Source organism: Leifsonia sp. NPDC056824, from assembly GCF_042789575.1.
Classification (GTDB): domain Bacteria; phylum Actinomycetota; class Actinomycetes; order Actinomycetales; family Microbacteriaceae; genus Leifsonia.
The window spans coordinates 150,413-176,344 of sequence record NZ_JBHUAV010000003.1; the positions used below are offsets into that span (position 1 = coordinate 150,413).

Here is a 25,932-nt window from a genome sequence, read left to right on the forward strand (position 1 = left end):
CGGGGGTAGCGTTGGGCCCGTTCCCGACCCACCCAGTGAAGGCGGTACCCCGCATGGCACACGCACCCCAGGTCGTCGGCGTGAGCGGCAGCCCCACCGCGCCCTCGCGCACGACGGTCCTCGTGGACGCGGTCGCAGGCTCGTTCGCCGAGGCGACGGGCGGGACCGCCACGACCATCGAGCTGGCGCCCCTGCTCGGCGAGCTCGGCGCCGCCCCGTTCCGCAGCGGCCTGAGCCCGCGGGTGCAGGAGACCCTGCAGCTGGTGGAGGCCGCCGACGTCATCGTGGTGGGCTCACCGGCCTACCGCGCCACTTACACGGGCCTCTTCAAACTCTTCTTCGACCACATCGGCCAGTACGCGCTGGTCGACAAGCCGATCGTCCTCACCGCGACCGGCGGCAGCGACCGCCACGCCCTGCTGGTGGAGCACCAGATGCGCCCACTGTTCGGCTTCTTCCAGTCGCTGACGCTGCCGCTGGGCATCTACGCGAGCGAGTCCGACTTCACGGACTACGCGATCTCCTCCGACGACCTCCGCGAGCGCATCAACACGACCGTGTCGCGCACGCTGCCCCTGATCCGCTCGCACATCGACCCGGAGTCGCTGTACGCGACGGTGGATTTCGCGCGGCCCGACGCGTTTTGAAGGGCTGACGCTTTTTGAGATCAGGCCTTCGCAGGCACGCGGCCGAGAAGCGACGCCGCAGCCGGGTCGAGGAAGAACGTCACGTCACCGTGCCCCTGCAGCAGCGAGGCGGGCACGTCCTCGGTCCACGCGCCCTGTACCGACCGACGAACCGCGACGGCCTTCGCCTCCCCCGACGCGATGAGGACGATGCTGCGGGCCTCGAGGATGGTGGAGACGCCCTGGGTGATCGCGTGGGTCGGCACGTCGTCGAGCGAGCGGAAGAAGCGGCTGTTCGCCCGCCTCGTCGACTCCTCGAGGCGCACCATCCTCGTGCGTGACCCGCGGGGCGAACCCGGCTCGTTGAAGCCGATGTGGCCGTTCGCCCCGATGCCGAGGATCTGCACGTCGATCCCGCCCGCGCCCGCGATCGCGGCCTCGTAGTCGGCTGCGGCGACCGTCGGATCGGCCGCCCGGCCGTCCGGGACCCGGATGGCCTCCGGCCGGAGGCCGAGGGGCGCCGCGACGTCGCGCTCGACGATCGAGTGGTAGCTCTCCGGATGCGCGCGCGAGAGCCCGATGTACTCGTCGAGGGCGAAGCCGCGGACGTCGGAGAGGTCGGCGCCCGCGCGCACGGAGGCGGCCAGCGCCCGGTACAGGGGCCGCGGGCTGGACCCCGTCGCGACGCCGAGAACCCGGCCGGAGGAGGCGGAGAGCCGCTGCAGCACCAGATCCGCAGCGGCCTCCCCTGCCTCCTCCGGCCCGGCGGAGACGACGATCCTCACCGCGTGAGGACCGCCGCGACCTCGGGGATGCGGTCGATGTAGCCGGACACCAGCTGACGGGCGACGGTCACGCTGTCCACGAGCGGGTGGAGGGCGAACGCGGACACCGCCTCCGACTTCGAGCCGGTGAGAGCGGCGGCGATGGTGCGCCGTTCGACATCCTTCACCTGCGACATCAGGCCGAGCTGGTGCAGGTTCGGCTGGTCCGTGGTCAACGGGTGCACCCCGTTGGCGTCGACGAGGGTCGGCACCTCGACCACGGCGTCGTCGGGGAGGCCGTGGATCGTGCCGTTGTTGCGCACGTTGAGGATCATCGTCTGCCGCTCGTTGCGGCTGATGGCCGCCATGACACCGAGAGCCACGCCCGCGTAGCCCTGGTGGGCGGGATCCGCCTCACGCTCCCTGACGTGCGTCGGGGCGTCCTGCGTTCCGCCCTTCGCCTCCGCCATGTAGGAGGCGCTCCTGCGTTCGACCGTGGAGCGCCAGAGCTCGGCGACCCCGTCGCCCGCCGCTGCGGCGCGCGTGTAGAAGTCGCGCTGCGATTCGGCGAGGAAGTCGCCCCGCGTTCTGCCCGAATCGATGATCGTGCGCACAGCGTCGCGGTTGAAGTAGTAGTAGTAGAGGTACTCGTTGGGAACGGCGCCGAGCGTGCGGATCCACTCCGTTCCGAAGACGTGCCCTTCCTCCATGGCCGCGAGCAGCGTGTCGTCGGCCAGGAGGTCGGGGAGGACGTCGCGGCCGTTGTAGAGCACGCGCCGCATCCAGCCCAGGTGGTTGAGCCCCACGTAGTCCATCTCCACCCGGGTGTGGTCGAGGCCGAGGAGGCCGGCCACGCGGCGGCCGAGCCCGGAAGGCGTGTCGCAGATGCCGAGCACACGGTCTCCGAGCACCGACTGCATCGCCTCGGTGATGATGCCTGCCGGGTTGGTGAAGTTCATCACGTAGGCGTCGGGAGCGAGCTCCTTGATCGCCTTCGCGGCCTCCACCATGACCGGCACGGTCCGCAGGGCGTACGCGAGCCCGCCGGGGCCGGTGGTCTCCTGGCCGAGCACGTCGAGGTCGAGCGCGACGTGCTCGTCGCAGCGGCGGCCCTCCAGCCCGCCGACGCGGAGGGCCGCGAAGACGTAGTCGCTGCCGTCGACCGCACGGCGCAGATCGGTGGTCGGCGAGAGGCGTGGCGCGTCCGGGAACCCGGCGGCCAGCTCCGTCAGGATGGCGACCATCGCCGACAGCCTGTCTTCGTCGACATCGTAGAGCGCCACCTCCTCGACCCGGGGCGTTCCGGTGTCGCGCAAGAGCGCCTGGTAGACGTAGGGGGTGCGGAATCCTCCGCCACCGAGGATGCAGAGCTTCATACGACAGTGACCTCTCCGCCGGCGTTCCGGCACAGTGCGAGCGTTTCGTCGGGCGCACCGGAGGTGGTGACCAGCGCGTCGACATCGGTGAGGGAGCAGAGCCGCAAGGCGCCGCTCCCCGGGAATTTGGCTTCGGACGCCAGCAGGACCACCTTGTCCGATGCGGCGATCATGGACTGCTTGATGGGCGCCTCCACGGCCATGTTGTCGACGACGTGCCCGTTGGCCCGGACTCCGGTGCAGGAGAGGAACACGATGTCGGCGCTGATCTGGCTGAGGGCGAGCTCGGCGAGGGAGCCCACGAGCGTGCGGTAGTTGCGGCGCACGACGCCGCCGAGCAGCACGAGCCGCACCGCCTCGTCGTCGCGCAGCTCGTCGAACACCGCGAGGTTGGAGGTGATGACCGTGATGTCGCGTCCCCGGAGCCGGCGGGCGACCAGGGGAGTCGTCGTGCCGATGTCGAGGATGATGACGCTCCCGTCGGTGACCATCGCCGCGGCGGCGTCGGCCATCCGCGACTTGAGGTCGACGTCGCGGTTGTCGTCGAACGTGCCCTCGTCGAGGGTGCGGCCGTGGTCCTCCACGGTCGCGCCGGGTTTGATGACCGCCCCGCCGTACGTGCGGGTCAGCTCGCCGTTGCGGTCGAGGAGTTCCAGGTCTCTGCGGATCGTCGACTCGCTGACCGCGAGGGCCGCCGCGAGTTCGCGCACGGAGGCGGACCCGTCGGCCTGCAACGCGGTGATGATGCGGTTCTGCCTCTCGCGAAGGATCATGGGGACACTCTACCCACACTTGAGCAAAGTCACGCAAACTTGCTCAGAAGGAATTGACAAATCGCGCAAACTTAACAAGAGTGCGTCACGCGGGTAATGTAATTGAAACACTGGATGCGCAAGCTTGCTGGATATCAGCGGTTCCGACCCGTAGTCACGCAAACTCGAGCATCCCATCCCGCACGGATCCGCGACGAAGAGGAGAACCCGTGACCGCACGACCGCTGCACGAAGGAGCCGAGCTCCTGTTCACCGGCGACATCTTCTGCGATGTCGTCTTCGCCGGGGTGGACGTGCCGGAAGTCGGAGCGGAGGTCTACGCGGATACGTTCACCATCACCGCGGGCGGCGCGGCGAACCGTGCAGTGGCAGCTGCCAGAGCGGGCGCGCACACCCTCCTGCTCTCCCGGCTGGGAGACGATCCGCTGGGAACGCACATCCGCTCCACCCTGGAGGGCGAGCCCAACCTCGACACCCGTCTGCTCCGGCGCGTGCCCGGCCACCAGAGCCCGGTGACCGTCTCGCTGACCACCGCCGACGACCGCAGCTTCATCACCTACCAGGAGCGCCTCGGCCGGCTGGAGGTGCCGGACGATCTCGGCGCCATCGCCGGCGTGCACGTCGACGTCGCAGACGACCTCCCGGAGTGGGTGGCCAGACTGCGATCGGCGGGCACGACCGTGGTCGGCGGCGTCGGCTGGGATCACACGGGCAAGTGGTCCGGCGAAGTCCTCGACCGGCTGGGCGAGGTCGACGTCTTCGTCCCGAACGACGCGGAGGCCATGCGCTACACCCGCACCGACGACGCGGTCGCCGCGGCGAAAGCGCTCGCGGAGCGCGTGGCGCTCGCGGTGGTGACGCGCGGCCCGCGCGGCGTCGTGGCCGTCGACTCCGCGGCCGGGCGGATCGTCGAAGTGCCGTCGCCGCAGGTCACCGTGGTCGACCCGACCGGAGCGGGCGACGTCTTCGTCGCGACGTTCATGGCCGCCGGCCTCCGGGGCTGGGACCTGCCCGACCGCCTCCGCTTCGCGGCGCTCAGCGCTTCCCTCTCGGTCACCGGGCTCGGCGGCGCCGCCAGCGCACCGAGACCGGCGGACCTCCTGGCCTTCGTCGAACGCCATCGGCCGGAGGGCGACTGGTCGTTCCTCGATCGCCTCCCGGAGCCTGCCGCGCCGTGATCGGCGCACGCCGGCCGGCGCGCGACCTCCCCGCACCATGTTCCCTGTTCCGCACCACTCCCGAATCGAACCCGGTTCCCCGACAGAACGGACACACACCATGAGATTCACCCGGAAAGCCGCGCTCCTCGCCGGAGCCCTGACAGCCGTCGCGCTCGGACTGACCGCCTGTGCTCCCGGCGGCTCGGCCCCGGCCGCGTCGCACAGCCTCGGCCCGGTCTCCAAGAGCATCGGCTCGGGCGCCATCACGCTCACCGTGTGGGACCAGAACACCGACGGCGGCATCGATGCCGCGCAGAAGCAGTTGAACGCCGCCTTCGAGAAGAAGTACCCGAACGTCACGATCAAGCGCGTCTCCCGCTCGTTCTCCGACCTCAAGACGACCCTCAAGCTCGCACTCTCCGGCGACAACCCGCCGGACGTGGTGCAGGCCAACCAGGGCTACCCCGACATGGGCGCGTTCGTGAAGGCCGGGCTCCTGCGCCCGATCAACGACTACGCCGGCCTCTACAAGTGGAACGACTACTACCCGTCGAGCCTGCTCAAGCTCAACTCGTTCTCGTCCGACGGCAAGACCTGGCAGGGCGATGACCTCTTCGGCGTCTCGCAGACGGGCGAGCTCGTCGGCCTCTACTACAACAAGGCTGTACTCCAGAAGGCCGGCATCGACTCGCCGCCCACCACCCTGCAGGAGCTGACCGACGACATGGCCAAGGTCAAGGCCGCGGGCGACCTCCCCCTGAGCTACGGCGACGTGGAGAAGAGCCCAGGGATCCACCTCTACGGGCTCGCCCTGTCGGCGCTCGCCGGCACCAAGGTCAACGACCTGGTGAGCGGGTCCAGTGGGTCCTGGACGGACTCCAACGCGGTCAAGGCCGCCAGCGTGGTGCAGGGCTGGCAGAAGGCCGGCTACATCACGCCAGGGGCCAACGGCGTCTCGCGTGATGCGGCGGTCGCCGCCTTCGGCAAGGGAGGCGCCGCCTTCCTGGTCACCGGAACCTGGTACCTCGCCACGCTGGCCGATGCCGCCGCGTCGAAGGACATCGGGTTCACCGCTCTGAAGCCGGCGGGCTCCTCCACCCCGGTCACCATGGGAGGCGAGGGCCTGGCCTGGGCGATCACGTCCAAGACCAAGCACGCCGATGCCGCAGCCGCCTACATCGACTTCGTCACCGACAAGAACGCGTCGGACGTGCTGGTCAAGACCGGCAACCTGCCCACCGTCGTCCCCAGCGGCTCCGCACCCGCCAAGGGAACGGTCACCGGTGACATCACGGCCGACTACATGACCATCTCGAAGAGCAACGGAATCACCCCGTACCTCGACTACGCGACCCCGACGTTCTACGACACGATCACCGCCGCCGCGCAGGACCTCGTCGCTCTGAAGACGACGCCGGAGCAGTTCGGGCAGACCCTGCAGGACGACTACGCGAAGTTCACGAAGAGCAACGGATGACAGTGACCGCCAACAGAGGCGCGTCGGCGACGACCGGCGCCCGGACGGACGGGGCCACGCGCCCCGCCCGTCCGGGGCGCCGGCGCCGCAGCCGGGTGGCCTACCTCTACGTCCTCCCGGCCTTCGTCGTCTTCGCGATCTTCCTGGGCTGGCCGTTCTTCCAGACCATCCAGTACTCGTTCTACGACTGGGACGGGCTGTCGGCGGCGACCTGGGCAGGCTTCGCCAACTACCTGTCGGTGTTCGCCGATCCGGAGTTGCGCGGCGCCTTCGCGCACGCTCTCGTGCTGATGGTGTTCTACGCGGCCGTCCCGATCCTCTTCGCCCTGTTCCTCACGGCGCTGATCTCACGGGCAAATGCTCTGCGCGGGATGAGCGTGTACCGGACCGTCCTGTTCCTGCCTCAGGTCATCGCTTCGGTCGTGGTGGCGACGATCTGGGTGTCGATCTACTCGCAGGACGGCCTCCTGAACCAGACGCTGCGCGTGCTCGGGCTCGGCGACCTCGCCCGGGTGTGGCTCGGCGACTACAGCTTCGCCCTCCCCGCGATCGGGTTCGTCGGCACCTGGCTCAACATCGGGCTCTGCCTGGTGCTGTTCCTCTCCGGTGTCGGCAACATCCAGCCGGAGCTGTTCGAGGCGGGGCGTCTCGACGGTGCCGGCGCGGCGCGCGAGTTCTTCTCGATCACACTGCCCGCGCTGCGCGGTCAGATCGCGGTCGCCCTCACGCTGACCGTGGTGTCGGCGCTGAAGACGTTCGACCTCGTCTACGTGACGACCGGAGGCGGCCCAGGCACCTCCACGACCGTGCCCGCATTCGAGGCATACAACCGGGCCTTCAACACGGGCCAGGTGGGGTCGGCTGCGGCGGTCGCCGTGGCCCTGACCGCCGTGATCATGGTCGTCACCGCCCTCATCAGCCGGCTCCAGCCGAAGGACGCGCAATGAGACTCACCGCCCGCGAGAAGATCGTCGACTACGTCGTCCTGTCGCTGTTCGGGCTCTTCGCGATCGTCCCGCTGATCGGAGTGCTGTTCTCGGCGGTCACGCCGGCGAAGACGAACAACGGCGGCTTCGCCGTGCCGACGCAGGTCGATCTCGGCAACTTCGCGACCGCTTGGTCCGAGGGCCACTTCGCCTCCTACATGGTGTCGAGCCTCATCGTGACGGTCGGGGTCGTCGCGCTCACCACGATCCTCGCCGTGCTCGCCGGGTTCGCGTTCGCGCGGCTCGACTTCCTCGGATCGGGCATCCTCTTCTTCGTGATGCTCGCGGGGCTGATGCTGCCGGCGGAGGCGTTCATCATCCCGCTGTACTTCAACCTGCGCAGCGTGGGACTCACCGACACGTATCCGAGCCTCATCCTGCCGCAGACCGCCCAGTCGCTCGCGTTCGCGATCTTCTGGATGCGCAACCAGTTCCGCTCGTTCCCCGGCGAGATCATCGAGGCGGCTCGCATCGACGGTGCGCGCGACCTGCGGGTGCTGTGGCAGGTGATCGTTCCGCCGTCCCTCGCGCCGATCATGACGATGTGCGTGCTCGTGGCGATGTGGACCTGGAACGAGTTCCTGATGCCCCTGGTGCTGATCACGAGCGAGGACCGCCGGACGGCCCCGCTCGGGCTGGCGTTCTTCAAGGGCGAGCACCTCACCGACTACTCGCTCCTGAGCGCGGCCGGCATCATCGTCGCCCTCCCGATCGTGATCCTGTACTTCGTGCTGCAGAAGCGCTTCATCTCCGGCATGCTCGGAGGCATCTCGGCGAAGTGAGGACGCGATCGGGCGCTCGAAGGGCAGGACGCGAAAAGAGCCGGTTCCGCATGGGAACCGGCTCTTTTCTCTTGGGTCGGGGTGCGCCCTACGCGCTCCCCCGAACGCCGCTCCTCGCTTCGCTCGGGGCGTCGCCCGGGGCCCCTCGCGGCAGGGGCCCAATAGACACCAGCGAACAGTGGTAACAGAAAAGGACGGCCGACTCGCTGAGCGAGCCGGCCGTCCTTTTCTCTTACCACTGGGTCGGGGTGACAGGATTTGAACCTGCGGCCTCTTCGTCCCGAACGAAGCGCGCTACCAAGCTGCGCCACACCCCGGTGGCCCGAAGGCCTCATCTAGGATACACGAGCGCGGGGGGTGCGAATGACCACCCGGATCACTCCGACGCCGTCAGCGTGACCAACGTCGCCTCCGGCCGGCACGCGAACCGCACCGGCGCGTAGATCGACGTGCCGAGCCCCGCCGACACGTTCAGGTAGGCCGCCCGGAACGCGTGCCGCCAGATGCTGAGCCCCTTCACCTGGGCGCGCGGGATGTCGCAGTTGGTGACGAGCGCGCCGAAGCCGGGGACGCACACCTGACCGCCGTGCGTGTGCCCCGCGAAGATCATCGAGGCGCCGTAGGTGACGAATGCGTCGAGCACCCGTCGGTACGGTGCGTGAACCACGCCGAGCGTGACGGTGGGGCGCTCCGTGCGCGGCTCGTCCGCCGGCCACATCGCGTCGTCGGAGTACGGGTCGTCCTCGCGCAGCTCGTCCAGGGCGCCCGGGATGGCCTCCACCCGGTCGGCCTGGATGTGCGGGTCGTTGACGCCGAAGAACTCGAGGTGCGTCCCGCGGATGTCGAGGGCGCCCGCGGCGTTGTTGAGGTTCAGCCAGCCGAGGCTCCGGAAGTATTCGGTGAGCGCCTTGTCGTCGAGTCGCGGGGCCGTCGACGAGTGCCGCTTCGACGGGCCGAGGAAGTACTTGAACGGGTTCTTGAGCTGCGGGCCGAAGTAGTCGTTCGAGCCGTGCACGAAGACGCCGGGGATGCCCTGGAACGCGTCGAACGCGGCGCGGATACCCTCCAGACCGTTCTCATGGCTCAGGTTGTCGCCCGTGTCCACGATGAGGTCCGGCTGGAAGCGCGCGAGCCGGCGCAGCCACTCCTGCTTGTCGGTCTGCCACGGCGCCATGTGCAGGTCGGACAGGTGCAGCACCCGGATCGGCTCGGCGCCGGCCGGCAGCACAGGGACGCTGACCTCGCGCAGCGTGAACGCGCGGCGCTCCACGAGCGAGCCATACGCGAAGGCGGCCGCGCCCGCGCCGGCGAGCACCGCGAGTGCGGTGCCCACCGGCCGGAAGCGTGAAGCGCCTGCCACTAGCCGCCCGCTCCCGGGCCGGGAGTGGGGGTGCTCTTCTGCAGGGTGAGGGTCACCTGGGTGCCGGCCTTCGCAGCCGTTCCCGCACCAGGGTCCATCGCCTGGACGACGTCGTCGGGGGTGAAGCCGGGGCCGACCTTCGCGACGAAACCGGCCGCCGCCAAGGCCGCCTGCGCCACCGAGAACTTCTGGCCGACGACGTTCGGGATGGCGACCAGCGACTGGTTGCTGGTGTAGATCGTGATGACGGTCCCCTTGCCGACCTGCGAGCCCGCGGGCGGGTTGGTCGATGCGACCGTGCCGGCGGGGGCGGCGGAATCCTGCGGGCCGCCGTCCGCGCTGTCCAGGCCGAGGCTGGTCAGGATGGTCTTCGCCTCGTCGGGCGACTTGCCGGTGAGGTCGGGGACCGCGACCTGGACGCCCTGCACCAGCTTGCTCGGAGGCGCAGGGAACGGGTCGCCGCCGTACTTGCCCACCGCGGCGGACATCATCGACCGCATCACGGCCGTTCGCGCGATGGCGGGCGTCGTGCCGTGCGTCGGGTAGATCCTGCGCATGTCCTGGTGGCCGGTCACGTTGCCGACCCAGTACGCGCCGGCGACCTTGGTGGTCGCCGCGACCAGCCAGAGCTGCTCGTTGTTCTCGGTGGTGCCCGTCTTGCCGAGCATGTCCTTGCCGGTCGTGTTCATCCCGCTGGCCGTTCCACCGCTCTGGAGCGGCCCCTGGAGGCCCTTGGCCATCGCGTTGGCGATGGCGGGGTCGATCGACTGCGTGCACTTGGTCGCGGGCGGCGCCACCTCCTTGCCGTCACCGCTGACGATCTTGTCGATCGCGATCGGCGAGCAGGTCAGGCCGTTGTTCGCGATGCCGGCGAACGCCGTCGCCATCGTCAGCGGGGCGATGTTGTTGGTGCCGAGCACCGACGCGGGCGTGGTACCGAGTGGGGTGCCCGTCGCGGTGTGGACGCCGAAGGCCTCGGCTTCATTTCGGATCTGGCAGAGGTCGAGCTGGGAGGCCATCGCGATGAACGCCGTGTTGATCGACTGGGTCGTGGCGCTCTGGGCGGTGCGGATGCCCTCCTCGCCGCTGGAGTCGTTCGTCGGCCGGTACGTGCCCGTCCAGTCGCCGTCGCAGGTGTCCTTGAACTTCGTGTACGTGCGGATGTTCGCGTTCACGGTCTCGTTGAGCGAGTGCCCCTGCTTGAGCCACTCGGCCAGCGTGAAGACCTTGTACGTGGAGCCCACCTGGAAGCCGCCGGAAGCGCCGTAGGCGTAGTCGGTGGCGTAGTTGATGCTGGTGTACTGCGCGCCCGAGTTGAGGACATCCGGGTCCTGGCTGTACTGCTTGTTCTGCGCCATGTAGAGCACACGGCCGGTGCCCGGCTGGACGCCGACCAGCACGCCGCCGATGTCGACCTTGTAGACCTGCGGCACATAGGAGGCGAGCGTGTCCTCCGCGACCTTTTGGAGGTCCATGTCGAGCGAGGTGTAGATCTTGTAGCCGCCACGGTTGAAGTTCGCCGTGCGGGTGTCCAGGTCCTTGCCGAACGACGCGTCGTTGAGGATGATCTTCTGCACGAAGTCGCAGAAGTACGCCGCCCCGCCCGCGGTCTGGCAGCCGCGCGCCGACGGCGTGATCACCGGCTGGATCGGGGTCTTGATCGCGTCGTCGTACTGCGCCTTGGTCAGCTTCTTGTACTCGTACATCTTGCCGAGGATGTAGTCGCGGCGGTCCTTGTTCTTGGCGTAGCCGTCGGCCGCACCGTTCGTCGTCGACGCGGGGTTGTCGATCTTGAGGCCGGTCGGCTCGTTGACGATCGCGACCAGGCTCGCGGCCTGCGCGGGGGTCAGCGCCGCGGCCGTGGTGTTGTAGTAGTAGCGGGCCGCGGCCTCGATGCCGTAGACCGAACCGCCGAAGCCGGCGATGTTGAGGTAGCCCTCGAGGATCTGGTCCTTGGTGTACTTCTTCTCCAGGCCGATCGCGAACTTCATCTCCTTGACCTTGCGGTCGGGGGTGACGCCCGTCGAGTCGTCGACGCAGTTCTGGTACGTCTTCTTCTCCGCTGCGGTCTTGACCGGCAGGGCCTCGCACTTCTGCAGCAGGACGTTCTTGACGTACTGCTGGGTGATCGAGGAGCCGCCCTGCACGCCGCCGCCGGAGACCGTCGACAGCACACCGCGCATGGTGCCCTGGATGTCGACGCCGCCGTGGCTGTAGAACCGCGGGTCCTCACCGGCGATCGCGGCGTCCTTGACCGCCTGCGACATCTGGTCGAAGCCGACCGGCAGGCGGTTCTGGGAGTAGAAGGTCGCGAGCGGGACGTCCTGGTCGCCGTTCTTCGCGTAGATCGTGGTCGGCTGGGCGAGCTGACCGATCTGGAGGTACTCGGGAAGGCCCTCGAACACACCGATACCGTTGTTGGCGGCCATGCCCGTCACGGCGATGGCGGGGGTGACGGCAGCGGTGACCAGAAGACCGGCCACGGCACTCATGCCGACGAACGCGCCGACTGCTCCGAGCACACCTCTAGCCTGTGGTTTTTGCGCAGACATAGGATCAGAGTAGGCGATGAAGCTGATAAACCCCCCGAATGAAAAGAGCACCATGCTGCGCTGGGAATACCTTACGACTCCTCTCATGATCCATAACACCGCCGCCATCCTCAACAACTGGGGTTCGGAGGGGTGGGAGTTGGTGCAGGTGGTGACCGGCCCGGAGGGCGGTCTGGTCGCCTACCTCAAGCGTCCGGTGCCGGCCGAGGATGCCGCCTGATGGGCACCGTCGAAGCGCGCCTGGCCGAGCTCGGGATCGACCTCCCGGACGTCGTGCCGCCCGTCGCCGCCTACACGCCTGCCGTCGTCGACGCCGGCCACGTCTACACTTCCGGCCAGCTCCCGATGGTCTCGGGCGCCCTCCCGGCGACCGGCAAGGTCGGCGACGGCCACGGCCTCGTCCCGGCCGACGACGCCAAGGAGTACGCCCGCATCTGCGCGCTCAACGCGCTCGCCGCAGTCAAGAGCGTCATCGGCTCGCTCGACCGCGTGACCCGGGTCGTGAAGGTCGTGGGCTTCGTCGCGTCCGACCCGTCGTTCACCGGCCAGCCCGGTGTGATCAACGGCGCGTCCGAGGTGCTCGGCGAGATCTTCGGCGACGCCGGCGTCCACGCCCGCTCCGCCGTCGGGGTCGCAGTCCTTCCGCTCGACGCGCCCGTCGAGGTCGAGCTCATCGTCGCGTTCGAGTAGGAGCCGCTCAAACGGGAACCGCCGCGGATCGCACTGATCCGCGGCGGTTCTTCGTCTGTCCGTCGTCGGTGGCGGCTAGGTGAGCTTCGCCTGGATGGAGCTCATCACGGCCGTGTCGGCGAGCGTGGTCGTGTCGCCGACCTCCCGGCCCTCCGCGACGTCCTTCAGCAGGCGGCGCATGATCTTGCCCGAGCGGGTTTTCGGCAGCTCCGTCACGATGAAGATGTCGCGCGGGCGGGCGATCGCGCCGATCTGCTCGGAGACGTGCTTGCGCAGTTCGGCCGCGACGTCGATCGACTCGGCGGTCTCGAGCTGGTTCTGCTTGATGATGACGAACGCGACCACGGCCTGGCCGGTCGTCTCGTCCGCCGCTCCGACCACCGCGGCCTCCGCCGTGAGCGGGTGCGCGACCAGCGCCGACTCGATCTCGGCCGTCGAGAGGCGGTGGCCCGAGACGTTCATCACGTCGTCCACGCGGCCCATCAGCCAGATCTCGCCGTCCATGTCGTAGCGGGCGCCGTCGCCGGCGAAGTACTTGTCGCCGAACTTCGACCAGTACGTCTCCACGAAGCGGTCCGGGTCGCCCCAGATGCCGCGCAGCATGCTCGGCCACGGCTCGGTGACGACCAGGAGGCCGCCCTGATCCTTGCCGACCGGCACGCCCGCCTCGTCGAGGATGTCGATCGAGATGCCCGGCAGGGGAACCTGCGCGCTGCCCGGCTTGAGCGTGGTCACGCCGGGGAGAGCGGAGACCATGATCGCGCCCGTCTCGGTCTGCCACCAGGTGTCCACGATCGGGGTGGAGCCACCGCCGATGACGTCGCGGTACCACATCCACGCCTCGGGGTTGATCGGCTCGCCCACCGAGCCGAGCACGCGCAGGCTCGACAGGTCGAACTTCTGCGGGTGCTGGCGTCCGATCTTCATGAACGAGCGGATGGCGGTCGGCGCCGTGTAGAAGATCGAGACCTTGTACTTCTCGATGATCTCCCACCAGCGGCCGGGGTGCGGCGTCTCCGGGGTGCCCTCGTACAGCACCTGGGTGGCTCCGTTGGCGAGCGGGCCGTAGACGACGTAGCTGTGGCCGGTGATCCAGCCGACGTCCGCGCTGCACCAGTACACGTCGGACTCCGGGTGGAGGTCGAAGACGTTCTTGTGCGTGAACGCCGCCTGGGTCAGGTAGCCGCCCGAGGTGTGCAGGATGCCCTTCGGCTTCCCGGTCGTGCCGGACGTGTAGAGGATGAACAGCGGGTTCTCGGCGGGGAAGGCCTTGGCGACGTGGTCGGCGTCGACCAGCGCGATCTCGTCCTGCCACCACAGATCGCGGCCCTCGGTCCACGCGACCTCGTTCTCGCCGCGCTTGACCACGAGGACGTGCTCGACCGTGGACTCGCCGTTCTCGAGCGCGGCGTCGACGGCGTCCTTGAGCGGGAAGACCCGGCCCTTGCGCCAGCCGCCGTCGGCCGTGATGACGAGCTTGGCCGACGCGTCGTCGATGCGCGACCGGAGGGACTCGGCGCTGAAGCCGCCGAAGACGACGGAGTGGACCGCGCCGATGCGCGCGACGGCCAGCATCGCGATGACGGCCTCCGGGATCATCGGCAGGTAGATCGCCACGCGGTCCCCGGCCCGGATGCCCAGGCTCGTCAGCAGGTTGGCGGCCTTCTTGACCTCCGCGGTCAGCTCGGCGTACGTGATCGAGCGGGTGTCGCCCGGCTCGCCCTCCCAGTGGATGGCGACGCGGTCGCCGTTGCCGGCGAGGACGTGGCGGTCGAGGCAGTTGTAGGCCACATTGAGCTCGCCGTCGTCGAACCACTTCGCGAAGGGAGGGTTCGTCCAGTCGAGAGTGCGCGTGAACGGGGTGTGCCAGTGCAGGAGGTCGCGCGACTGGTCGGCCCAGAATCCGAGCCTGTCGTCCGATGCGCGTTCGTAGAGTTCGGCCGTCGCGACCGCGTTCGCGGCGAACTCCTCGCTGGGCGCGAACCGCCGGGCTTCGTGCAGCAGATTGTCGATTGTGTTGCTCATGGGGAGTCGTTTCGCTCCTTCGCGATGCTGGTGTTCGAGTCGTGGCGCGACAATCCCTGACTCTACAACCAGCGGGTGACGGCCTCCGAGCAGACTTGCGTTTGCATTGATTCTGCGTAAACTAGGCAGCGGCCGAATGACAAATTCTGGCGTGCGGCGCAATCGATTCCCCCCAATCATGCGCCGCAGTGGCCGCACCTGTTCCCCCCAATAGGTGCGGCCCCCCTTTTTTTAACCCGGCGGCTCACGCGGGGTTCGTCCTCGTGGACTTGTCCACGACCGGCTGTGGATGACGCGGGTTCTCCACTGATCTCCGGTGCCGGCCCCGAGTGTTCTTCGGGCTTCGTAGCGTCGAGGTCATGAGGAATTCAAGCCAGTGGATCACACCGTCGATCGCCCCGCCCGCCCAGACCGCCCGGCCCCTGCCGATGACGTCGTCGCCTCCCATGAGAGCGACGCGCGTTCCGGACGTCTGGGACACGTTCGGTCCTCTCGCTCCGTACCTGATGCGCGAGGGCGTCACGGACCTCTTCGTCACCGGCGACGGCGTCCTCTGGTCCGACGGCGGCCCGCGCGGCCTCCACCGGGTCGACGGCTGGACGGCCGACGCGCACGCAGCCCGCCGGCTCGCCACGCGGCTGATCGCCACCGGCGGCAGGCATATCGACGAGGCCACGCCGTTCGTCGACGTGAGGCTCCCCGGCGGGGTCCGCGTCCACGCTGTGCTCCCGCCCATCTCGACCGGAGGAGCCCTGCTGTCGATCCGCGTCCCCGCGCCTGCCGCCCTCACGATGGACGACCTGGTCGAGGCCGGCTCGTTGACCTCCGATGATGCGGCCTTGCTTCGCGCGGCGGTGGCCGCCCGGACGAACATCCTCGTGACCGGCGCCGGCGGCGCGGGCAAGACGACGCTACTGGCCGCCGTCCTGGCGCACGCGCCGCCCGCCGAGCGCATCGTGCTCATCGAGGACGTCGCCGAGCTCCGCATCCCGCACCCGCACGTCGTCGGCCTGCAGACCCGCCAGCCGAACCTCGAAGGCGCGGGCGGCGTCGGACTGCGCAGACTGGTGCGGGAGGCGCTGCGGATGCGGCCGGACCGGCTCGTCCTCGGCGAGTGCCGCGGCGAGGAGGTCGCCGACCTGCTCTCCGCCCTGAACACCGGACACGACGGCGGCGCCGGCACCCTCCACGCCAACTCGCTGGGCGACGTCCCCGCCCGGATGGAGGCCCTGGGCGCCCTGGCCGGGATGGACGACATCGCCACAGCGCGGCAGACGATCAGCGCGATCGGACTGATCGTCCACCTCGAGCGCTCGGGAAACCGCCGCCGTGTCGCCGGCTTCGGCCGGTTCACGACGACAGCGGACGGACGACTCGCGGTGGTGCCGCATGAGTGAGCGACGCAAGACTGGCCACGATCGATCGGGCCGCCCCGCGGACGACCTGCTGTCGGGCTCGGTGGAGGCGCTCGCCGTGCTCCTCGACGCGGGCATCTCGCCCCGGTCGGCCTGGGAATACGTGGCCGCGGAGGCGACGCACCCCGCTGTCGTCCGGGCGGCGACGCTCGTCGCGGCGGGCGTCCCGCCGTCCGAGGCACTGGCCGCGGCGGCCCGGCGTGGGCGGGTGGGAGCTGGGAGCGACGGGATGGCGGTGCGTGCGTGGCGTGGCCGGGTGACGGACGGGGGCGACGGCGGAGGCGATGCCGGCGTAGCTGCCGTCGCCGCGGCGTGGGCCGTCGCGGACCACGCGGGCGCCTCGCTCGCGCCGGCGTTGCGCGGCGCGGCCGAGGCCTTGCGCGATCGGGCCGGAGCGGAGCGCGACATCGCCACCGCGCTCGCCGGCCCGCGCGCGACGGCACGGCTGATGTCCTGGCTGCCGCTGGTCGGGGTCGTGATGGCGTACGCGATCGGCGTCGACGTGATCGGCACGCTGGTCACCGGTCCGCTCGGCTGGATGGCGGCCGGGTCCGGGTGCGGTCTGCTCATCGCGGGGCGGTCCTGGACGCGCACGCTGGTGCGGTCGGCTGCACGGGCGGGGCCGGTCTCGGGGATCGAGCACGACCTGACGGCGATCGCGCTCGCCGGCGGCATGTCGGTGCCGGCCGCTCGGGAGACGATCGCTCAGGTCGTGCGTCGCAGCGGCCTCGACGCGGTGGTGGACAGTGACGCGTCCGTCGACAGGGTGCTCCGCATCGCGGAGCGGGCAGGAGCGCCTGCGATCGAGCTCCTGTCCGCCGAAGCCAGGCAGCGGCGGCGGACCGCTCGCGCGGAGGGCCGGCGCCGGGCGGAACTGCTCGCCGTGCGGCTGCTGCTTCCGCTGGGCGTGTGTGTGCTTCCCGCGTTCGTGCTCCTGGGCGTGGTGCCCGTCATCCTCGGGATGATGTCCTCCACCTTCGCCGGCCTCACCTGAGTTGTCCACAGATTCGGGACCGCCGCCCATCACGGAGACGCCGGACGAGACGATCGATTCATGCCGCCGGAGAGCGGGAACAACAACAGAGAACGAACGAAAGAGAAGGGACCACACATGCGGGAGATCATTCACCGGCTGCGCTGGGAGGAACGGGGAGCGAGCACGGCGGAGTACGCCGTCACGACGATGGCCGCGGTGGGATTCGCCGGCGCGCTGCTGATGCTGTTGCGCGGCGACGAGGTGAAATCCATCCTGACCGACCTCGTCAGACGGGCATTGACGGTCGATGGCTGACGATGCGGCAGGGCACCGAACCCGCGAGGGCTGCTCGCGGGCTGCGGTCGTCGGGATGGCGAGAAGCCGGCCGGGCGACCGACTGGGTTGGGCCGGCGAGCGGGGGAGCGTGACGGCCGAGTTCGCGGCGGCCCTCCCGGCAGTGCTCGTGTGTATGGCGATCTGCGTCGGGGCGGTTCAGGCGGGCGCCCAGCAGGCGCGGCTGCTCGATCATGCGGCGGCTGCGGCGCGGCTCATCGGCCGGGGGGACGCGGCGCCCCCACCGCCGGAGGGTGCGTCCCGTCGTGTCGGGTCCGGCGACGGGTTGCTGTGCGTGACCGTCACCGCGCCCAGCCGTGCGGGCGGCCTCGGCGCTCTCGGGCTCACGGTGTCGGCACGCTCGTGCGTGCTCGACGACACGGAGGAGGGATGAACAGGGGTGAGCGCTCCGGCGTCACGCGCGATGAGTCCGTGCTTCCGCGACACGAGCGCGGGGCGGGGACGGTCCTCGCGCTCGCCGTCGTTGCGGTCACGGTCACCCTCACGACCGCCGCGATCGGCGTGGCGGGCGCCTGGGGCGCGCGTCAGCGGGCAGCGGTCGCCGCCGACGCCACGGCGCTCGCCGCGGCCGACGTGGCCTCGGGCCGGACGAGCGGCGAGCCGTGCGTCCGGGCCGAGGCCGTGGCACGGGCGAACGGCGCGTCCGTGACGGGATGCCTCGTCGAGGCGGTCGTCGTCAGCGTCGAGGTCTCCGTCCCGTACCTCGGGTGGGAGGCCTCCGCGGCCGCCCGCGCGGGTCCGCCGGGATCACGGTGATGCGCTCGGCGTCGGTGCTGTCAGCGGCGCGAGGCCTCCGCCTCAGTCGAACACCGTCTCCACGTACCGGTACGCCACCGCGCTCGGGAGCGAGCCGCTCGGGTCGTCGGAGGCGTACTCCGTCTCCGACGCGGAGCCGCGGACATACAGGTAGTGCTTTCCGCCCGCCGCCGCGCGGAGTTCGAGGCGGGGTCGCGGGTCGCCCGAGTCGAGGAAGGAGGTCGAGATCGTCTTGCCTTCCAGGGGGCCGTCGATGAGCTTGGCGGTGTACGTCGTCATTGAGGTCGTTGCCATGCTCACATTGTCCTCCCGGGGCTCGGCGAGCAACAGGCCCGGCCGTACGAGCCGTCCGCCCGCGGCGAACGGGGCGGCCGGCGATTAGGCACACGAACGGCCTAGGTGTGTATGGTTTGCCTGTTGGGCCGTGCGGCCCACGCTCGCCGCCCTCTGCGCGGCGCTCGGGGGAGCGCGCTTCGGACCAGTGCGGTCCCCACGAACACAGTTGCTATATAAGAGGAGTCAAGTGCCTGGCACCAAGAAGCTCGTCATCGTCGAGTCTCCGAACAAGGTGAAGTCCATCGCCCAGTATCTGGGCGAGGGCTACGAGGTGATGGCATCCGTCGGACACATCCGCGACCTGATCGAGCCCAAGAACCTCCCTCCGGAGCTGAAGAAGGGGTCGCTCGGCAAGTTCTCCGTCGACGTCGAGAACGAGTTCGCCCCCTACTACGTGGTGTCCGACCAGAAGAAGAAGACGGTCGCCGACCTCAAGCGCGCCCTCAAGGACGCCGACGAGCTCCTGCTCGCCACTGATGAGGACCGCGAAGGCGAGGCCATCGCGTGGCACCTGGTCGAGGTCCTCAAGCCCAAGGTGCCGGTCAAGCGCATGGTGTTCCACGAGATCACCCGTGAGGCCATCGAGAAGGCGCGGGACAACACCCGCGACATCGACACCGCCCTGGTGGACGCGCAGGAGACCCGGCGCATCCTCGACCGGCTGTACGGCTACGAGGTGTCGCCCGTGCTGTGGCGCAAGGTCGGTCCGGGACTCTCGGCCGGTCGCGTTCAGTCCGCGGCGACCCGGCTCGTGGTCGACCGCGAGCGCGAGCGGCTCGCGTTCGTCGCGGCCTCCTACTGGGGGCTCACCGCCCAGCTCCTCCCGGAGGACGCCCAAGCGTTCGAGGCGCGGCTCGCCCGCCTGAACGGCGAGCGCGTCGCGACCGGACGCGACTTCGACGACCACGGCCGGCTGACCTCCGGCGCCACGATCCTCGACGAGACGTCCGCGCAGGCGCTCGCCGACGCCGTGCGGCAGCAGAGCACGGCTGTCACCGTCTCGAAGGTCGACTCCAAGCCGTACTCGCGCCGTCCGGCAGCGCCGTTCACGACGTCCACGATGCAGCAGGAGGCCGCCCGCAAGCTGCGCTTCTCCGCCCGCCAGACGATGAGCGTCGCCCAGACGCTCTACGAGAACGGGTACATCACCTATATGCGCACCGACTCCGCGTCGCTGTCGCAGCAGGCGACCAACGCGGCGCGCACCCAGGCGGCGAAGCTGTACGGGGCCGAGACGGTCCCGGACAAGCCGCGCACCTACGCCTCCAAGAGCAAGAACGCGCAGGAGGCGCACGAGGCGATCCGCCCGGCCGGCGAGGTCTTCCGCACGCCCGCCGAGCTCGAGAAGTCCCTCCGCGGTCCCGAGCTGCGGCTCTACGACCTGATCTGGAAGCGGACCGTCGCCTCCCAAATGGCCGACGCGAAGGGCCAAACCGCCTCCATCACGGTCGAGGCGCGGATCGGCGAAGGGCCGCTCGACGGCACGACCGCCGAGTTCACCGCGAGCGGCACGGTCATCACCTTCCGCGGGTTCCTCAACGCGTACGAGGAGGGCCGCGACGAGGAGCGCAACGCCGACGCGAGCGGCGACGCCAAGCTGCCGCCGCTCACGCAGGGCCAGGCGCTCGGCGTCCAGGACGTCGCGGCGGACGGCCACGAGACCACCCCGCCGCCGCGCTACACCGAGGCGAGCCTCGTGAAGGCGCTGGAGGAGCTCGGCATCGGGCGTCCGTCGACGTTCGCGAGCATCATCTCCACGATCATGGACCGCGGCTACGTCACCCAGCGCGGGCAGGCGCTCGTGCCGAGCTGGGTCGCCTTCTCCGTGGTGCGCCTGCTGGAGGATTACTTCGGCGACCTCGTGCAGTACGACTTCACGGCCGAGATGGAGGACGACCTCGACCGCATCGCGGATGGCGAGGCCGAGCGTGTCGACTGGCTGAACAGCTTCTACTTCGGCAGCGACAAGCACAAGGGCCTGCGCCGGGTGATCGACAACCTCGGCGAGATCGACGCGCGCAGCATCAACTCGATCGCGATCGACGACGACGTGACGCTGCGCATCGGCAAGTACGGCCCGTATCTGGAGGTGCAGGAGCCCGGCGCCGCCGAGGACGCGACGCCCCGCCGGGTCAACCTCCCGCCGGACCTCGCCCCCGACGAGCTCACCCCCGCCAAGGCGAAGGAGCTCATCGACGCGCCGGTCCAGACCGACCGCGAGCTCGGCACGAACCCCGAGAGCGGCAAGCTCGTCCTGGCCAAGGACGGCCGCTTCGGCCCGTACGTGACCGAGGCCGACCCGGAGCCGGAGCCCGAGGTGGACCCGCAGACCGGCGAGGTCGTCGAGACTAAGAAGACCGCGAAGAAGGCGGCGGCCAAGCCGCGCACGGCCTCCCTGTTCAAGTCGATGGACCTGTCCACCATCGACCTCGACACCGCACTGCGGCTGCTCGACCTGCCGCGCACCGTCGGAGCCGACCCGGAGACGGGCGCGGAGATCCAGGCGGCGAACGGCCGCTACGGCCCGTACCTGAAGAAGGGCACGGACACCCGTTCGCTCCCGAGCGAGGACGACATCTTCGGGATCGACCTCGCCGGCGCCGTCGAGCTGTTCGCGCAGCCGAAGTACGGCAACCGCCGGGCCTCCAGTGCGCTCAAGGAGTTCGAGGCCGACCCGGTCAGCGGCAAGGCGATCAAGATCAAGGACGGCCGGTTCGGCGCGTACGTGACCGACGGCGAGACGAACGCGACCATCCCGCGGGGTGAGACCGTGGATGAGGTCGACTTCGCCCGCGCCGTGCAGCTGTTGGCGGACAAGCGCGCGAAGGGACCGGCCAAGCCGGCCGCGAAGCGCACCACCTCGCGGGCGAGCGCGGCGAAGACCACGACGAAGTCGACGGCGGCCAAGAAGACCACGGCGAAGACGACCGCTGCCAAGACGACCGCAGCCAAGACCACCGCCGCGAAGACGAAGGCCGCTCCCAAGACCGGCACGTCGACCCGCGCGGCGGCGAAGAAGTCCGCCGAGTGAGCGAGACCCGGACCGGCCTGTTCATCACTCTGGAGGGCGGCGACGGCGTCGGAAAGTCGACGCAGGCCGCCCTCCTGGAGGAGTGGCTGCGCGACCGCGGCCGCACCGTCGTGCGCACCAGGGAGCCCGGCGGCACCGCGGCGGGGGTGGAGATCCGCGAGATCGTCCTCCACCACCGCGGCGACATCGCGCCGCGCGCCGAGGCGCTGCTCTACGCGGCCGACCGCGCCCACCACATCGCGACCGTCGTCCGTCCGGCCCTGGAGCGCGGCGAGGTCGTCGTGCAGGACCGCTACATCGACTCCTCCGTCGCCTACCAGGGCGCCGGCCGCGTGCTCGACGCGGACCAGGTGCGCGACCTCTCGCTCTGGGCGGCCGAAGGGCTGCTCCCGGACCTGACGATCCTCCTCGACCTCGACGAGACCGCGGCCCGCGCGCGGCTGGACACGTCCCGCACGCGCTACGACCGGCTGGAGGCCGAGCGCTCCGAGTTCCACGCGCGCGTCCGCGCGGCGTACCTCGGGCTCGCCGAGGCGGAGCCGAACCGGTTCCTCGTGGTGGACGCCGCCCTCCCCGTCGACGAGATCGCCGCCGACATCCGCCGCCGGCTCGAGGACCGCGTCTGACCACCGCAGCCGGCACCGCTCCAGGGCCCGCCGCCGCGCCCGCGCTGTCCTCCGTTCCCACTAGCCTGGAAGGCATGGCGGTGTGGGACGACCTGACGGGTCAGGACGAGGCGATCGCCGTCGTCCGCTCCGCCGCCGAGGCGGCCACCGCCTCCGGCCCCGCCGCCGAGGCCGCCCGCGGCATGACGCACTCGTGGCTCATCACCGGCCCTCCCGGGTCCGGCCGCTCCAACCTCGCCTACGCGTTCGCCACCGCCCTGCTCAGCCCCGGGAATCCGGAGGGCGACCTCGCGGCGCAGCGCCAGGTGGAGGCCCGCACGCATCCCGACCTCGCCGTCCTCAGCACCGAGCGCGTCATCATCGCCATCGAGGAGGTGCGGTCGCTGGTCGCCAGCTCCCAGTTCGCGCCGTCGGTCGGCCGCTTCCGGGTGATGGTCATCGAGGACGCCGACCGGATGACCGAGCGCACCTCCAACGTGCTGCTCAAGGCGCTGGAGGAGCCGCCGGAGCGGACCGTCTGGATCCTCTGCGCGCCGAGCGACGCCGACCTGCTGCCGACGATCCGCTCGCGGGTCCGCACCGTGCGCCTCAAAGTCCCCGGCGTCGCGGACGTCGCGCGCCTGATCGAGCGCCGCGACGGCGTGGACAGCGCCGCCGCCGAGCGCGCGGCACGGCACGCGCAGAGCCACATCGGGATGGCACACCGGCTCGCCACCAACGAGGAGGCCCGCCGCCGGCGCGCGCAGACCCTGGACCTCGCGCTCGGCATCCGCTCCGTCTCCGGGGCCGTGCTCGCCGCCGCCACGCTGCTGGAGGTGGCCGGCGCCGACGCGAAGGCCATCACCGAGGAGCGCGACGCCGAGGAACGGGAGCACGCGCTCCGTTCGCTCGGGATCGAGCCGGGCGGGGCCATCCCGCCTGCGCTGCGCGGCCAGCTCCGGCAGCTCGAGGAGGACCAGAAGCGCCGCGCGACCCGCAGCCTCCGCGACGGCATCGACCGCATCCTCACCGACCTGCTCTCGCTGTACCGCGACGTGATGATGCTGCAGCTCGGCAGCGGCAGCGAGCTCGTGAACGTCGAGCTGCGCGAGCGCCTGACCGCTCTCAGCGCGCACACGAGTCCTGCGGCTACGCTCGCCGCGATGGATGCCATCACGACCGCGCGCGAGCGGATCGACGGCAACGTCGCTCCCGCCCTGGCGCTGGAGGCCATGCTCACGACGATCCTGCGCGGGGGAGCTGCGCGAAAGGGGACAGACCTGTGACCATCCGAGAGGGCCGTCCGGCCCGCCGGCGGGCCGCTCGCACCGTCTTCGTGGCGATCGCCGCCGTCGTCGCCCTGACGCTGACCGGCTGCGTCACCTGGTTCATTCCTGCGAAGTCGTCCACCATCTCCACGCCCGCGCCCGAGAAGGTGTCCGCGGCTCTCCAGCCGTTCTACGGGCAGAAGCTGGTCTGGTCCGACTGCTCCAGCGGCAAGCAGTGCGCGACCGCCAAGGTGCCGCTGACCTGGAGCGACCCCTCCGCCGGCCAGGTCTCCCTCGCGCTCATCCGCCAGCAGGCGAAGGGCACCAAGCAGGGCTCCCTTCTGGTCAACCCCGGCGGCCCGGGCGGCTCCGGGTACGACTTCGTCAAGGACTCGGTCGACTACGCGACCGACAAGACGCTGCAGAGCCACTTCGACATCGTGGGCTTCGACCCGCGCGGAGTCGGCCACTCGTCCGCGGTGAAGTGCTTCGACCCGAAACAGATGGACGACTACCTCTACGGCATCACGCCCGGGCAGCGCGGGTCCGACCAGTGGCTCGCCGAGAACACGGCCGTCTCCCAGCAGTTCGGCGCCGCGTGCGCCAAGAACACCGGCGCCCTGCTCGGCCACGTCGACACGGTGAGCGCTGCACGCGACCTCGACCTCCTGCGCGCGGTGCTCGGCGACAAGAAGCTCAACTACCTCGGCTACTCGTACGGCACTTACCTGGGCGCGGTGTACGCCGGCCTCTACCCCGGTAAGACCGGGAGGCTGGTCCTGGACGGCGCGCTCGACCCTGCGGCGAGCAACGACGAGGTGACGAAGGTGCAGGCCGTGGGCTTCGAGAGCGCCCTCCGCGCGTACCTGAAGAGCTGCCTCACGCAGAAGAACTGCCCGTTCACCGGCACGGTCGACGACGGGATGAAGACCATCTCCGAACTGCTGGCCGCTGTGGAGCGCAGTCCGATCCGCAACTCGGACGGTCGCGAGCTCGGCGCCAACACGCTCGTCACGGCGATCATCTACCCGCTCTACGACGCGACCGCGTGGTCGTACCTGAGCAGTATGTTCACGAGCGTGATGAAGGGCAACGCCTCGGTCGCGTTCACCCTCGCCGACGGCTACAACAGCCGCAACAGCGACGGCAGCTACTCGGACAACTCCACCGAGGCGTTCACGGCCATCAACTGCCTCGACTACGGCTACGACGCCGACCCCGCCGCGATGCGCGCGCAGGCCGCCCAGCTCGCGGTCGCGGCGCCCGTGATCGGCCCGTACATGGCGTACGGCGACATCGGCTGCGCCTCCTGGCCCTACAAGTCCACCGTGCAGCGCGGCCCGATCGCGGCGAAGGGCTCAGCGCCCATCCTCGTCGTCGGCACCACGAACGACCCGGCCACCCCGTACGTGTGGGCGAAGAACATGGCGGGCGAGCTGCAGAACGGCCACCTGCTCACCTACAAGGGCGAAGGCCACACGGCGTACAACAAGTCCAACTCGTGCGTGAACAACACGGTGGACGACTTCCTCGTGGGCGGCACCGTGCCGCCCAAGGGCAAGACCTGCTGACCCCGCCGTGGTGAGTGGTGCAATTTTGCAGACGGTGAAATAATCAAACTCGTGACTTTAGAGATCGGGACCGCGGAGGGCGAGCTGGGCCTCCGTGAGCGCAAGCGCATCGCGACCAGGCGCGCCATCCAGCTCGCCGCGCTCGAGCTGGCCAGCGAGCGGGGCTTCGACCATGTCACGGTCGACGAGATCAGCCACGCGGCGAACGTCTCGCCGCGCACCTTCTTCAACTACTTCCCGTCGAAGGAGTCCGCGATCATCGGCGAACTGCCGGAGCTCCCGGACGAGGCCAGCATCGAACGCTTCATCGAGGCGGGCCCGGCCGAGCCGATCCTGGACGGGATGGGCACCCTCCTCATCGCCGCGATCGAGACCGGCGACCTGGACGGCGACCTCGGCGGCTCCCCGGACGGCGAGAACGCGGCCAGCGCGAAAGAGCTGCACGCCCTCCGCCGCGCGCTCCTGAAGGGCAACCCCGAGCTGTTCGCCCAGCGGATGGCGAGCATGCACAAGTTCGAGGACGCCCTGAGCGCCGTCGTGCAGCGCAGGCTCGCGCACGACGACCCGGAGCTCGCCGCCGACGAGGAGGGCCTCCACCAGCAGGCGCGCCTGGTCACTTACGTGGCGTTCGCCGGCATGCGGCACGCCTGGTCCTGCTGGGCCGACCACGGCGGCGTCGAGCCCCTCGCCGACCGCCTCCGCACCTCGTTCGCGCAGCTCCAGGCCCTCGGCGGGCAGCTCAACTGAGCCGTCCGCTGCGGCCTCGGCCGTGGTCGAAAGCACCCCGCGGGATCGGGTAAGCTATCTGACTGTGCCCGGGCGCGAGTCCGGCCACGCCGCCCTAGCTCAGTCGGCAGAGCATCTCACTCGTAATGAGAAGGTCAAGGGTTCGATTCCCTTGGGCGGCTCCGTTCCAGCCCTTCTTTCTTCCGTGTTTCTGCGAGTCTGCGGAGACGGGTCGTTCCTCTGTGCGCGCGGGGTTCATCCGGCGTAGACTCACCGGCAAATTGAGAATTAGTCAGTTTGCCTTGGGGAATGTCATGGAAGCG

The 25,932-nt window shown here is 69.9% G+C and carries 24 protein-coding genes and 2 tRNA genes; 18 read left to right on the forward strand and 8 right to left on the reverse strand.

Annotation, left to right across the window (positions count from 1 at the left end; translation table 11 throughout):
• Positions 1-53: 53 nt before the first annotated feature.
• Complete coding sequence (gene msuE / locus ACFRFH_RS13590) at positions 54-647, forward strand: FMN reductase (protein WP_382463537.1); 594 nt, start codon at positions 54-56, stop codon at positions 645-647.
• A 20-nt stretch (positions 648-667) separates the two neighbouring features.
• On the opposite strand, the gene ACFRFH_RS13595 is transcribed toward msuE, so the two are convergent.
• The 3 genes from ACFRFH_RS13595 to ACFRFH_RS13605 are packed head-to-tail and all read right to left on the reverse strand — an operon-like array spanning position 668 to position 3,539.
• Positions 668-1,411, reverse strand: coding sequence for a glucosamine-6-phosphate deaminase (locus ACFRFH_RS13595; protein ID WP_382463538.1), 744 nt, complete (start codon positions 1,409-1,411; stop codon positions 668-670).
• On the reverse strand, positions 1,408-2,766 hold the full coding sequence (locus ACFRFH_RS13600) for a 6-phospho-beta-glucosidase (protein WP_382463539.1): 1,359 nt from the start codon (positions 2,764-2,766) through the stop codon (positions 1,408-1,410). The genes ACFRFH_RS13595 and ACFRFH_RS13600 overlap by 4 nt, the downstream gene beginning before the upstream one ends.
• A complete protein-coding gene (locus ACFRFH_RS13605) occupies positions 2,763-3,539 on the reverse strand; it encodes a DeoR/GlpR family DNA-binding transcription regulator (protein ID WP_382463540.1) in 777 nt (258 codons plus the stop codon). Before ACFRFH_RS13605 ends, ACFRFH_RS13600 begins: the two co-directional genes overlap by 4 nt.
• Positions 3,540-3,748: 209 nt before the next feature.
• Here ACFRFH_RS13605 and ACFRFH_RS13610 point away from each other — a divergent pair, with 209 nt between their 5' ends.
• The 4 genes from ACFRFH_RS13610 to ACFRFH_RS13625 all read left to right on the forward strand — a co-directional run bounded on the left by ACFRFH_RS13610 (position 3,749) and on the right by ACFRFH_RS13625 (position 7,944).
• Positions 3,749-4,717 carry a carbohydrate kinase family protein gene (locus ACFRFH_RS13610; RefSeq protein ID WP_382463541.1) on the forward strand — a complete coding sequence of 323 codons (969 nt, stop codon included), beginning with the start codon at positions 3,749-3,751 and terminating at the stop codon, positions 4,715-4,717.
• A 100-nt stretch (positions 4,718-4,817) separates the two neighbouring features.
• Complete coding sequence (locus ACFRFH_RS13615) at positions 4,818-6,176, forward strand: extracellular solute-binding protein (protein ID WP_382463542.1); 1,359 nt, start codon at positions 4,818-4,820, stop codon at positions 6,174-6,176.
• A 2-nt stretch (positions 6,177-6,178) separates the two neighbouring features.
• The gene (locus ACFRFH_RS13620) at positions 6,179-7,123 is read left to right on the forward strand and encodes a carbohydrate ABC transporter permease (protein ID WP_382463543.1); all 945 of its coding nucleotides are present in this window, start codon (positions 6,179-6,181) and stop codon (positions 7,121-7,123) included.
• Positions 7,120-7,944 carry a carbohydrate ABC transporter permease gene (locus ACFRFH_RS13625; protein WP_382463544.1) on the forward strand — a complete coding sequence of 275 codons (825 nt, stop codon included), beginning with the start codon at positions 7,120-7,122 and terminating at the stop codon, positions 7,942-7,944. The genes ACFRFH_RS13620 and ACFRFH_RS13625 overlap by 4 nt, the downstream gene beginning before the upstream one ends.
• A gap of 243 nt (positions 7,945-8,187) precedes the next feature.
• On the opposite strand, the gene ACFRFH_RS13630 is transcribed toward ACFRFH_RS13625, so the two are convergent.
• From ACFRFH_RS13630 to ACFRFH_RS13640, 3 genes are all read right to left on the reverse strand, one after another.
• Positions 8,188-8,261: transfer RNA gene (locus ACFRFH_RS13630), tRNA-Pro, on the reverse strand.
• A 59-nt stretch (positions 8,262-8,320) separates the two neighbouring features.
• Positions 8,321-9,277 carry a metallophosphoesterase gene (locus tag ACFRFH_RS13635; protein WP_382463545.1) on the reverse strand — a complete coding sequence of 319 codons (957 nt, stop codon included), beginning with the start codon at positions 9,275-9,277 and terminating at the stop codon, positions 8,321-8,323.
• 26 nt (positions 9,278-9,303) lie between these two features.
• Positions 9,304-11,826, reverse strand: a complete 2,523-nt coding sequence (locus ACFRFH_RS13640) for a transglycosylase domain-containing protein (RefSeq protein WP_382463546.1) — start codon at positions 11,824-11,826, stop codon at positions 9,304-9,306.
• 82 nt (positions 11,827-11,908) lie between these two features.
• Between ACFRFH_RS13640 and ACFRFH_RS13645 the strand changes: the two genes are divergently transcribed.
• On the forward strand, positions 11,909-12,076 hold the full coding sequence (locus ACFRFH_RS13645; RefSeq protein WP_219732693.1) for a DUF4177 domain-containing protein: 168 nt from the start codon (positions 11,909-11,911) through the stop codon (positions 12,074-12,076).
• Positions 12,076-12,546 (forward strand): RidA family protein, encoded by a 471-nt coding sequence (locus ACFRFH_RS13650; protein ID WP_382463547.1) that lies wholly within the window; start codon positions 12,076-12,078, stop codon positions 12,544-12,546. The genes ACFRFH_RS13645 and ACFRFH_RS13650 overlap by 1 nt, the downstream gene beginning before the upstream one ends.
• A 75-nt stretch (positions 12,547-12,621) precedes the next feature.
• On the opposite strand, the gene acs is transcribed toward ACFRFH_RS13650, so the two are convergent.
• On the reverse strand, positions 12,622-14,571 hold the full coding sequence (acs, locus tag ACFRFH_RS13655; protein WP_382463548.1) for an acetate--CoA ligase: 1,950 nt from the start codon (positions 14,569-14,571) through the stop codon (positions 12,622-12,624).
• Positions 14,572-14,930: 359 nt separating this feature from the next.
• Here acs and ACFRFH_RS13660 point away from each other — a divergent pair, with 359 nt between their 5' ends.
• The 5 genes from ACFRFH_RS13660 to ACFRFH_RS13680 all read left to right on the forward strand — a co-directional run bounded on the left by ACFRFH_RS13660 (position 14,931) and on the right by ACFRFH_RS13680 (position 18,072).
• Positions 14,931-15,968 (forward strand): TadA family conjugal transfer-associated ATPase, encoded by a 1,038-nt coding sequence (locus ACFRFH_RS13660; protein ID WP_382463549.1) that lies wholly within the window; start codon positions 14,931-14,933, stop codon positions 15,966-15,968.
• The gene (locus ACFRFH_RS13665) at positions 15,961-16,980 is read left to right on the forward strand and encodes a type II secretion system F family protein (RefSeq protein ID WP_382463550.1); all 1,020 of its coding nucleotides are present in this window, start codon (positions 15,961-15,963) and stop codon (positions 16,978-16,980) included. The genes ACFRFH_RS13660 and ACFRFH_RS13665 overlap by 8 nt, the downstream gene beginning before the upstream one ends.
• Positions 16,981-17,097: 117 nt before the next feature.
• Entirely contained in the window at positions 17,098-17,277 is a 180-nt protein-coding gene (locus tag ACFRFH_RS13670; RefSeq protein WP_382463551.1) for a DUF4244 domain-containing protein, read from the forward strand.
• A gap of 109 nt (positions 17,278-17,386) precedes the next feature.
• Positions 17,387-17,689, forward strand: coding sequence for a hypothetical protein (locus ACFRFH_RS13675; protein WP_382463552.1), 303 nt, complete (start codon positions 17,387-17,389; stop codon positions 17,687-17,689).
• Complete coding sequence (locus ACFRFH_RS13680) at positions 17,686-18,072, forward strand: Rv3654c family TadE-like protein (RefSeq protein ID WP_382463553.1); 387 nt, start codon at positions 17,686-17,688, stop codon at positions 18,070-18,072. Before ACFRFH_RS13675 ends, ACFRFH_RS13680 begins: the two co-directional genes overlap by 4 nt.
• Before the next feature lie 42 nt (positions 18,073-18,114).
• On the opposite strand, the gene ACFRFH_RS13685 is transcribed toward ACFRFH_RS13680, so the two are convergent.
• A complete protein-coding gene (locus ACFRFH_RS13685) occupies positions 18,115-18,366 on the reverse strand; it encodes a hypothetical protein (RefSeq protein WP_382457344.1) in 252 nt (83 codons plus the stop codon).
• Between the two features lie 229 nt (positions 18,367-18,595).
• On the opposite strand from ACFRFH_RS13685, the gene topA reads away from it, so the two are divergent.
• From topA to ACFRFH_RS13715, 6 genes are all read left to right on the forward strand, one after another.
• The gene (gene topA / locus ACFRFH_RS13690) at positions 18,596-21,439 is read left to right on the forward strand and encodes a type I DNA topoisomerase (protein ID WP_382463554.1); all 2,844 of its coding nucleotides are present in this window, start codon (positions 18,596-18,598) and stop codon (positions 21,437-21,439) included.
• The gene (gene tmk, locus ACFRFH_RS13695; protein WP_382463555.1) at positions 21,436-22,065 is read left to right on the forward strand and encodes a dTMP kinase; all 630 of its coding nucleotides are present in this window, start codon (positions 21,436-21,438) and stop codon (positions 22,063-22,065) included. Before topA ends, tmk begins: the two co-directional genes overlap by 4 nt.
• 74 nt (positions 22,066-22,139) lie before the next feature.
• Positions 22,140-23,330: a DNA polymerase III subunit delta' gene (locus tag ACFRFH_RS13700; RefSeq protein WP_382463556.1), complete on the forward strand. Its 1,191-nt coding sequence runs from the start codon at positions 22,140-22,142 to the stop codon at positions 23,328-23,330.
• Complete coding sequence (locus tag ACFRFH_RS13705) at positions 23,327-24,883, forward strand: alpha/beta hydrolase (RefSeq protein ID WP_382463557.1); 1,557 nt, start codon at positions 23,327-23,329, stop codon at positions 24,881-24,883. Before ACFRFH_RS13700 ends, ACFRFH_RS13705 begins: the two co-directional genes overlap by 4 nt.
• Before the next feature lie 51 nt (positions 24,884-24,934).
• A complete protein-coding gene (locus tag ACFRFH_RS13710; protein WP_382463558.1) occupies positions 24,935-25,630 on the forward strand; it encodes a TetR family transcriptional regulator in 696 nt (231 codons plus the stop codon).
• An 88-nt stretch (positions 25,631-25,718) separates the two neighbouring features.
• Positions 25,719-25,791: transfer RNA gene (locus tag ACFRFH_RS13715), tRNA-Thr, on the forward strand.
• Positions 25,792-25,932: the final 141 nt, after the last annotated feature.

Excerpts from the sequence above, each read along its gene's own strand:
- ACFRFH_RS13660 (WP_382463549.1), top strand. The coding sequence starts at position 14,931 with ATGAGGAATTCAAGCCAGTGGATCACACCGTCGATCGCCCCGCCCGCC.
- ACFRFH_RS13645 (WP_219732693.1), top strand. The coding sequence starts at position 11,909 with ATGCTGCGCTGGGAATACCTTACGACTCCTCTCATGATCCATAACACC.
- ACFRFH_RS13615 (WP_382463542.1), top strand. The coding sequence starts at position 4,818 with ATGAGATTCACCCGGAAAGCCGCGCTCCTCGCCGGAGCCCTGACAGCC.
- ACFRFH_RS13685 (WP_382457344.1), bottom strand. The coding sequence starts at position 18,366 with ATGGCAACGACCTCAATGACGACGTACACCGCCAAGCTCATCGACGGC.
- ACFRFH_RS13665 (WP_382463550.1), top strand. The coding sequence starts at position 15,961 with ATGAGTGAGCGACGCAAGACTGGCCACGATCGATCGGGCCGCCCCGCG.
- ACFRFH_RS13700 (WP_382463556.1), top strand. The coding sequence starts at position 22,140 with ATGGCGGTGTGGGACGACCTGACGGGTCAGGACGAGGCGATCGCCGTC.
- ACFRFH_RS13605 (WP_382463540.1), bottom strand. The coding sequence starts at position 3,539 with ATGATCCTTCGCGAGAGGCAGAACCGCATCATCACCGCGTTGCAGGCC.
- msuE (WP_382463537.1), top strand. The coding sequence starts at position 54 with ATGGCACACGCACCCCAGGTCGTCGGCGTGAGCGGCAGCCCCACCGCG.
- ACFRFH_RS13680 (WP_382463553.1), top strand. The coding sequence starts at position 17,686 with ATGAACAGGGGTGAGCGCTCCGGCGTCACGCGCGATGAGTCCGTGCTT.
- ACFRFH_RS13670 (WP_382463551.1), top strand. The coding sequence starts at position 17,098 with ATGCGGGAGATCATTCACCGGCTGCGCTGGGAGGAACGGGGAGCGAGC.
- acs (WP_382463548.1), bottom strand. The coding sequence starts at position 14,571 with ATGAGCAACACAATCGACAATCTGCTGCACGAAGCCCGGCGGTTCGCG.
- ACFRFH_RS13650 (WP_382463547.1), top strand. The coding sequence starts at position 12,076 with ATGGGCACCGTCGAAGCGCGCCTGGCCGAGCTCGGGATCGACCTCCCG.
- ACFRFH_RS13600 (WP_382463539.1), bottom strand. The coding sequence starts at position 2,766 with ATGAAGCTCTGCATCCTCGGTGGCGGAGGATTCCGCACCCCCTACGTC.
- ACFRFH_RS13625 (WP_382463544.1), top strand. The coding sequence starts at position 7,120 with ATGAGACTCACCGCCCGCGAGAAGATCGTCGACTACGTCGTCCTGTCG.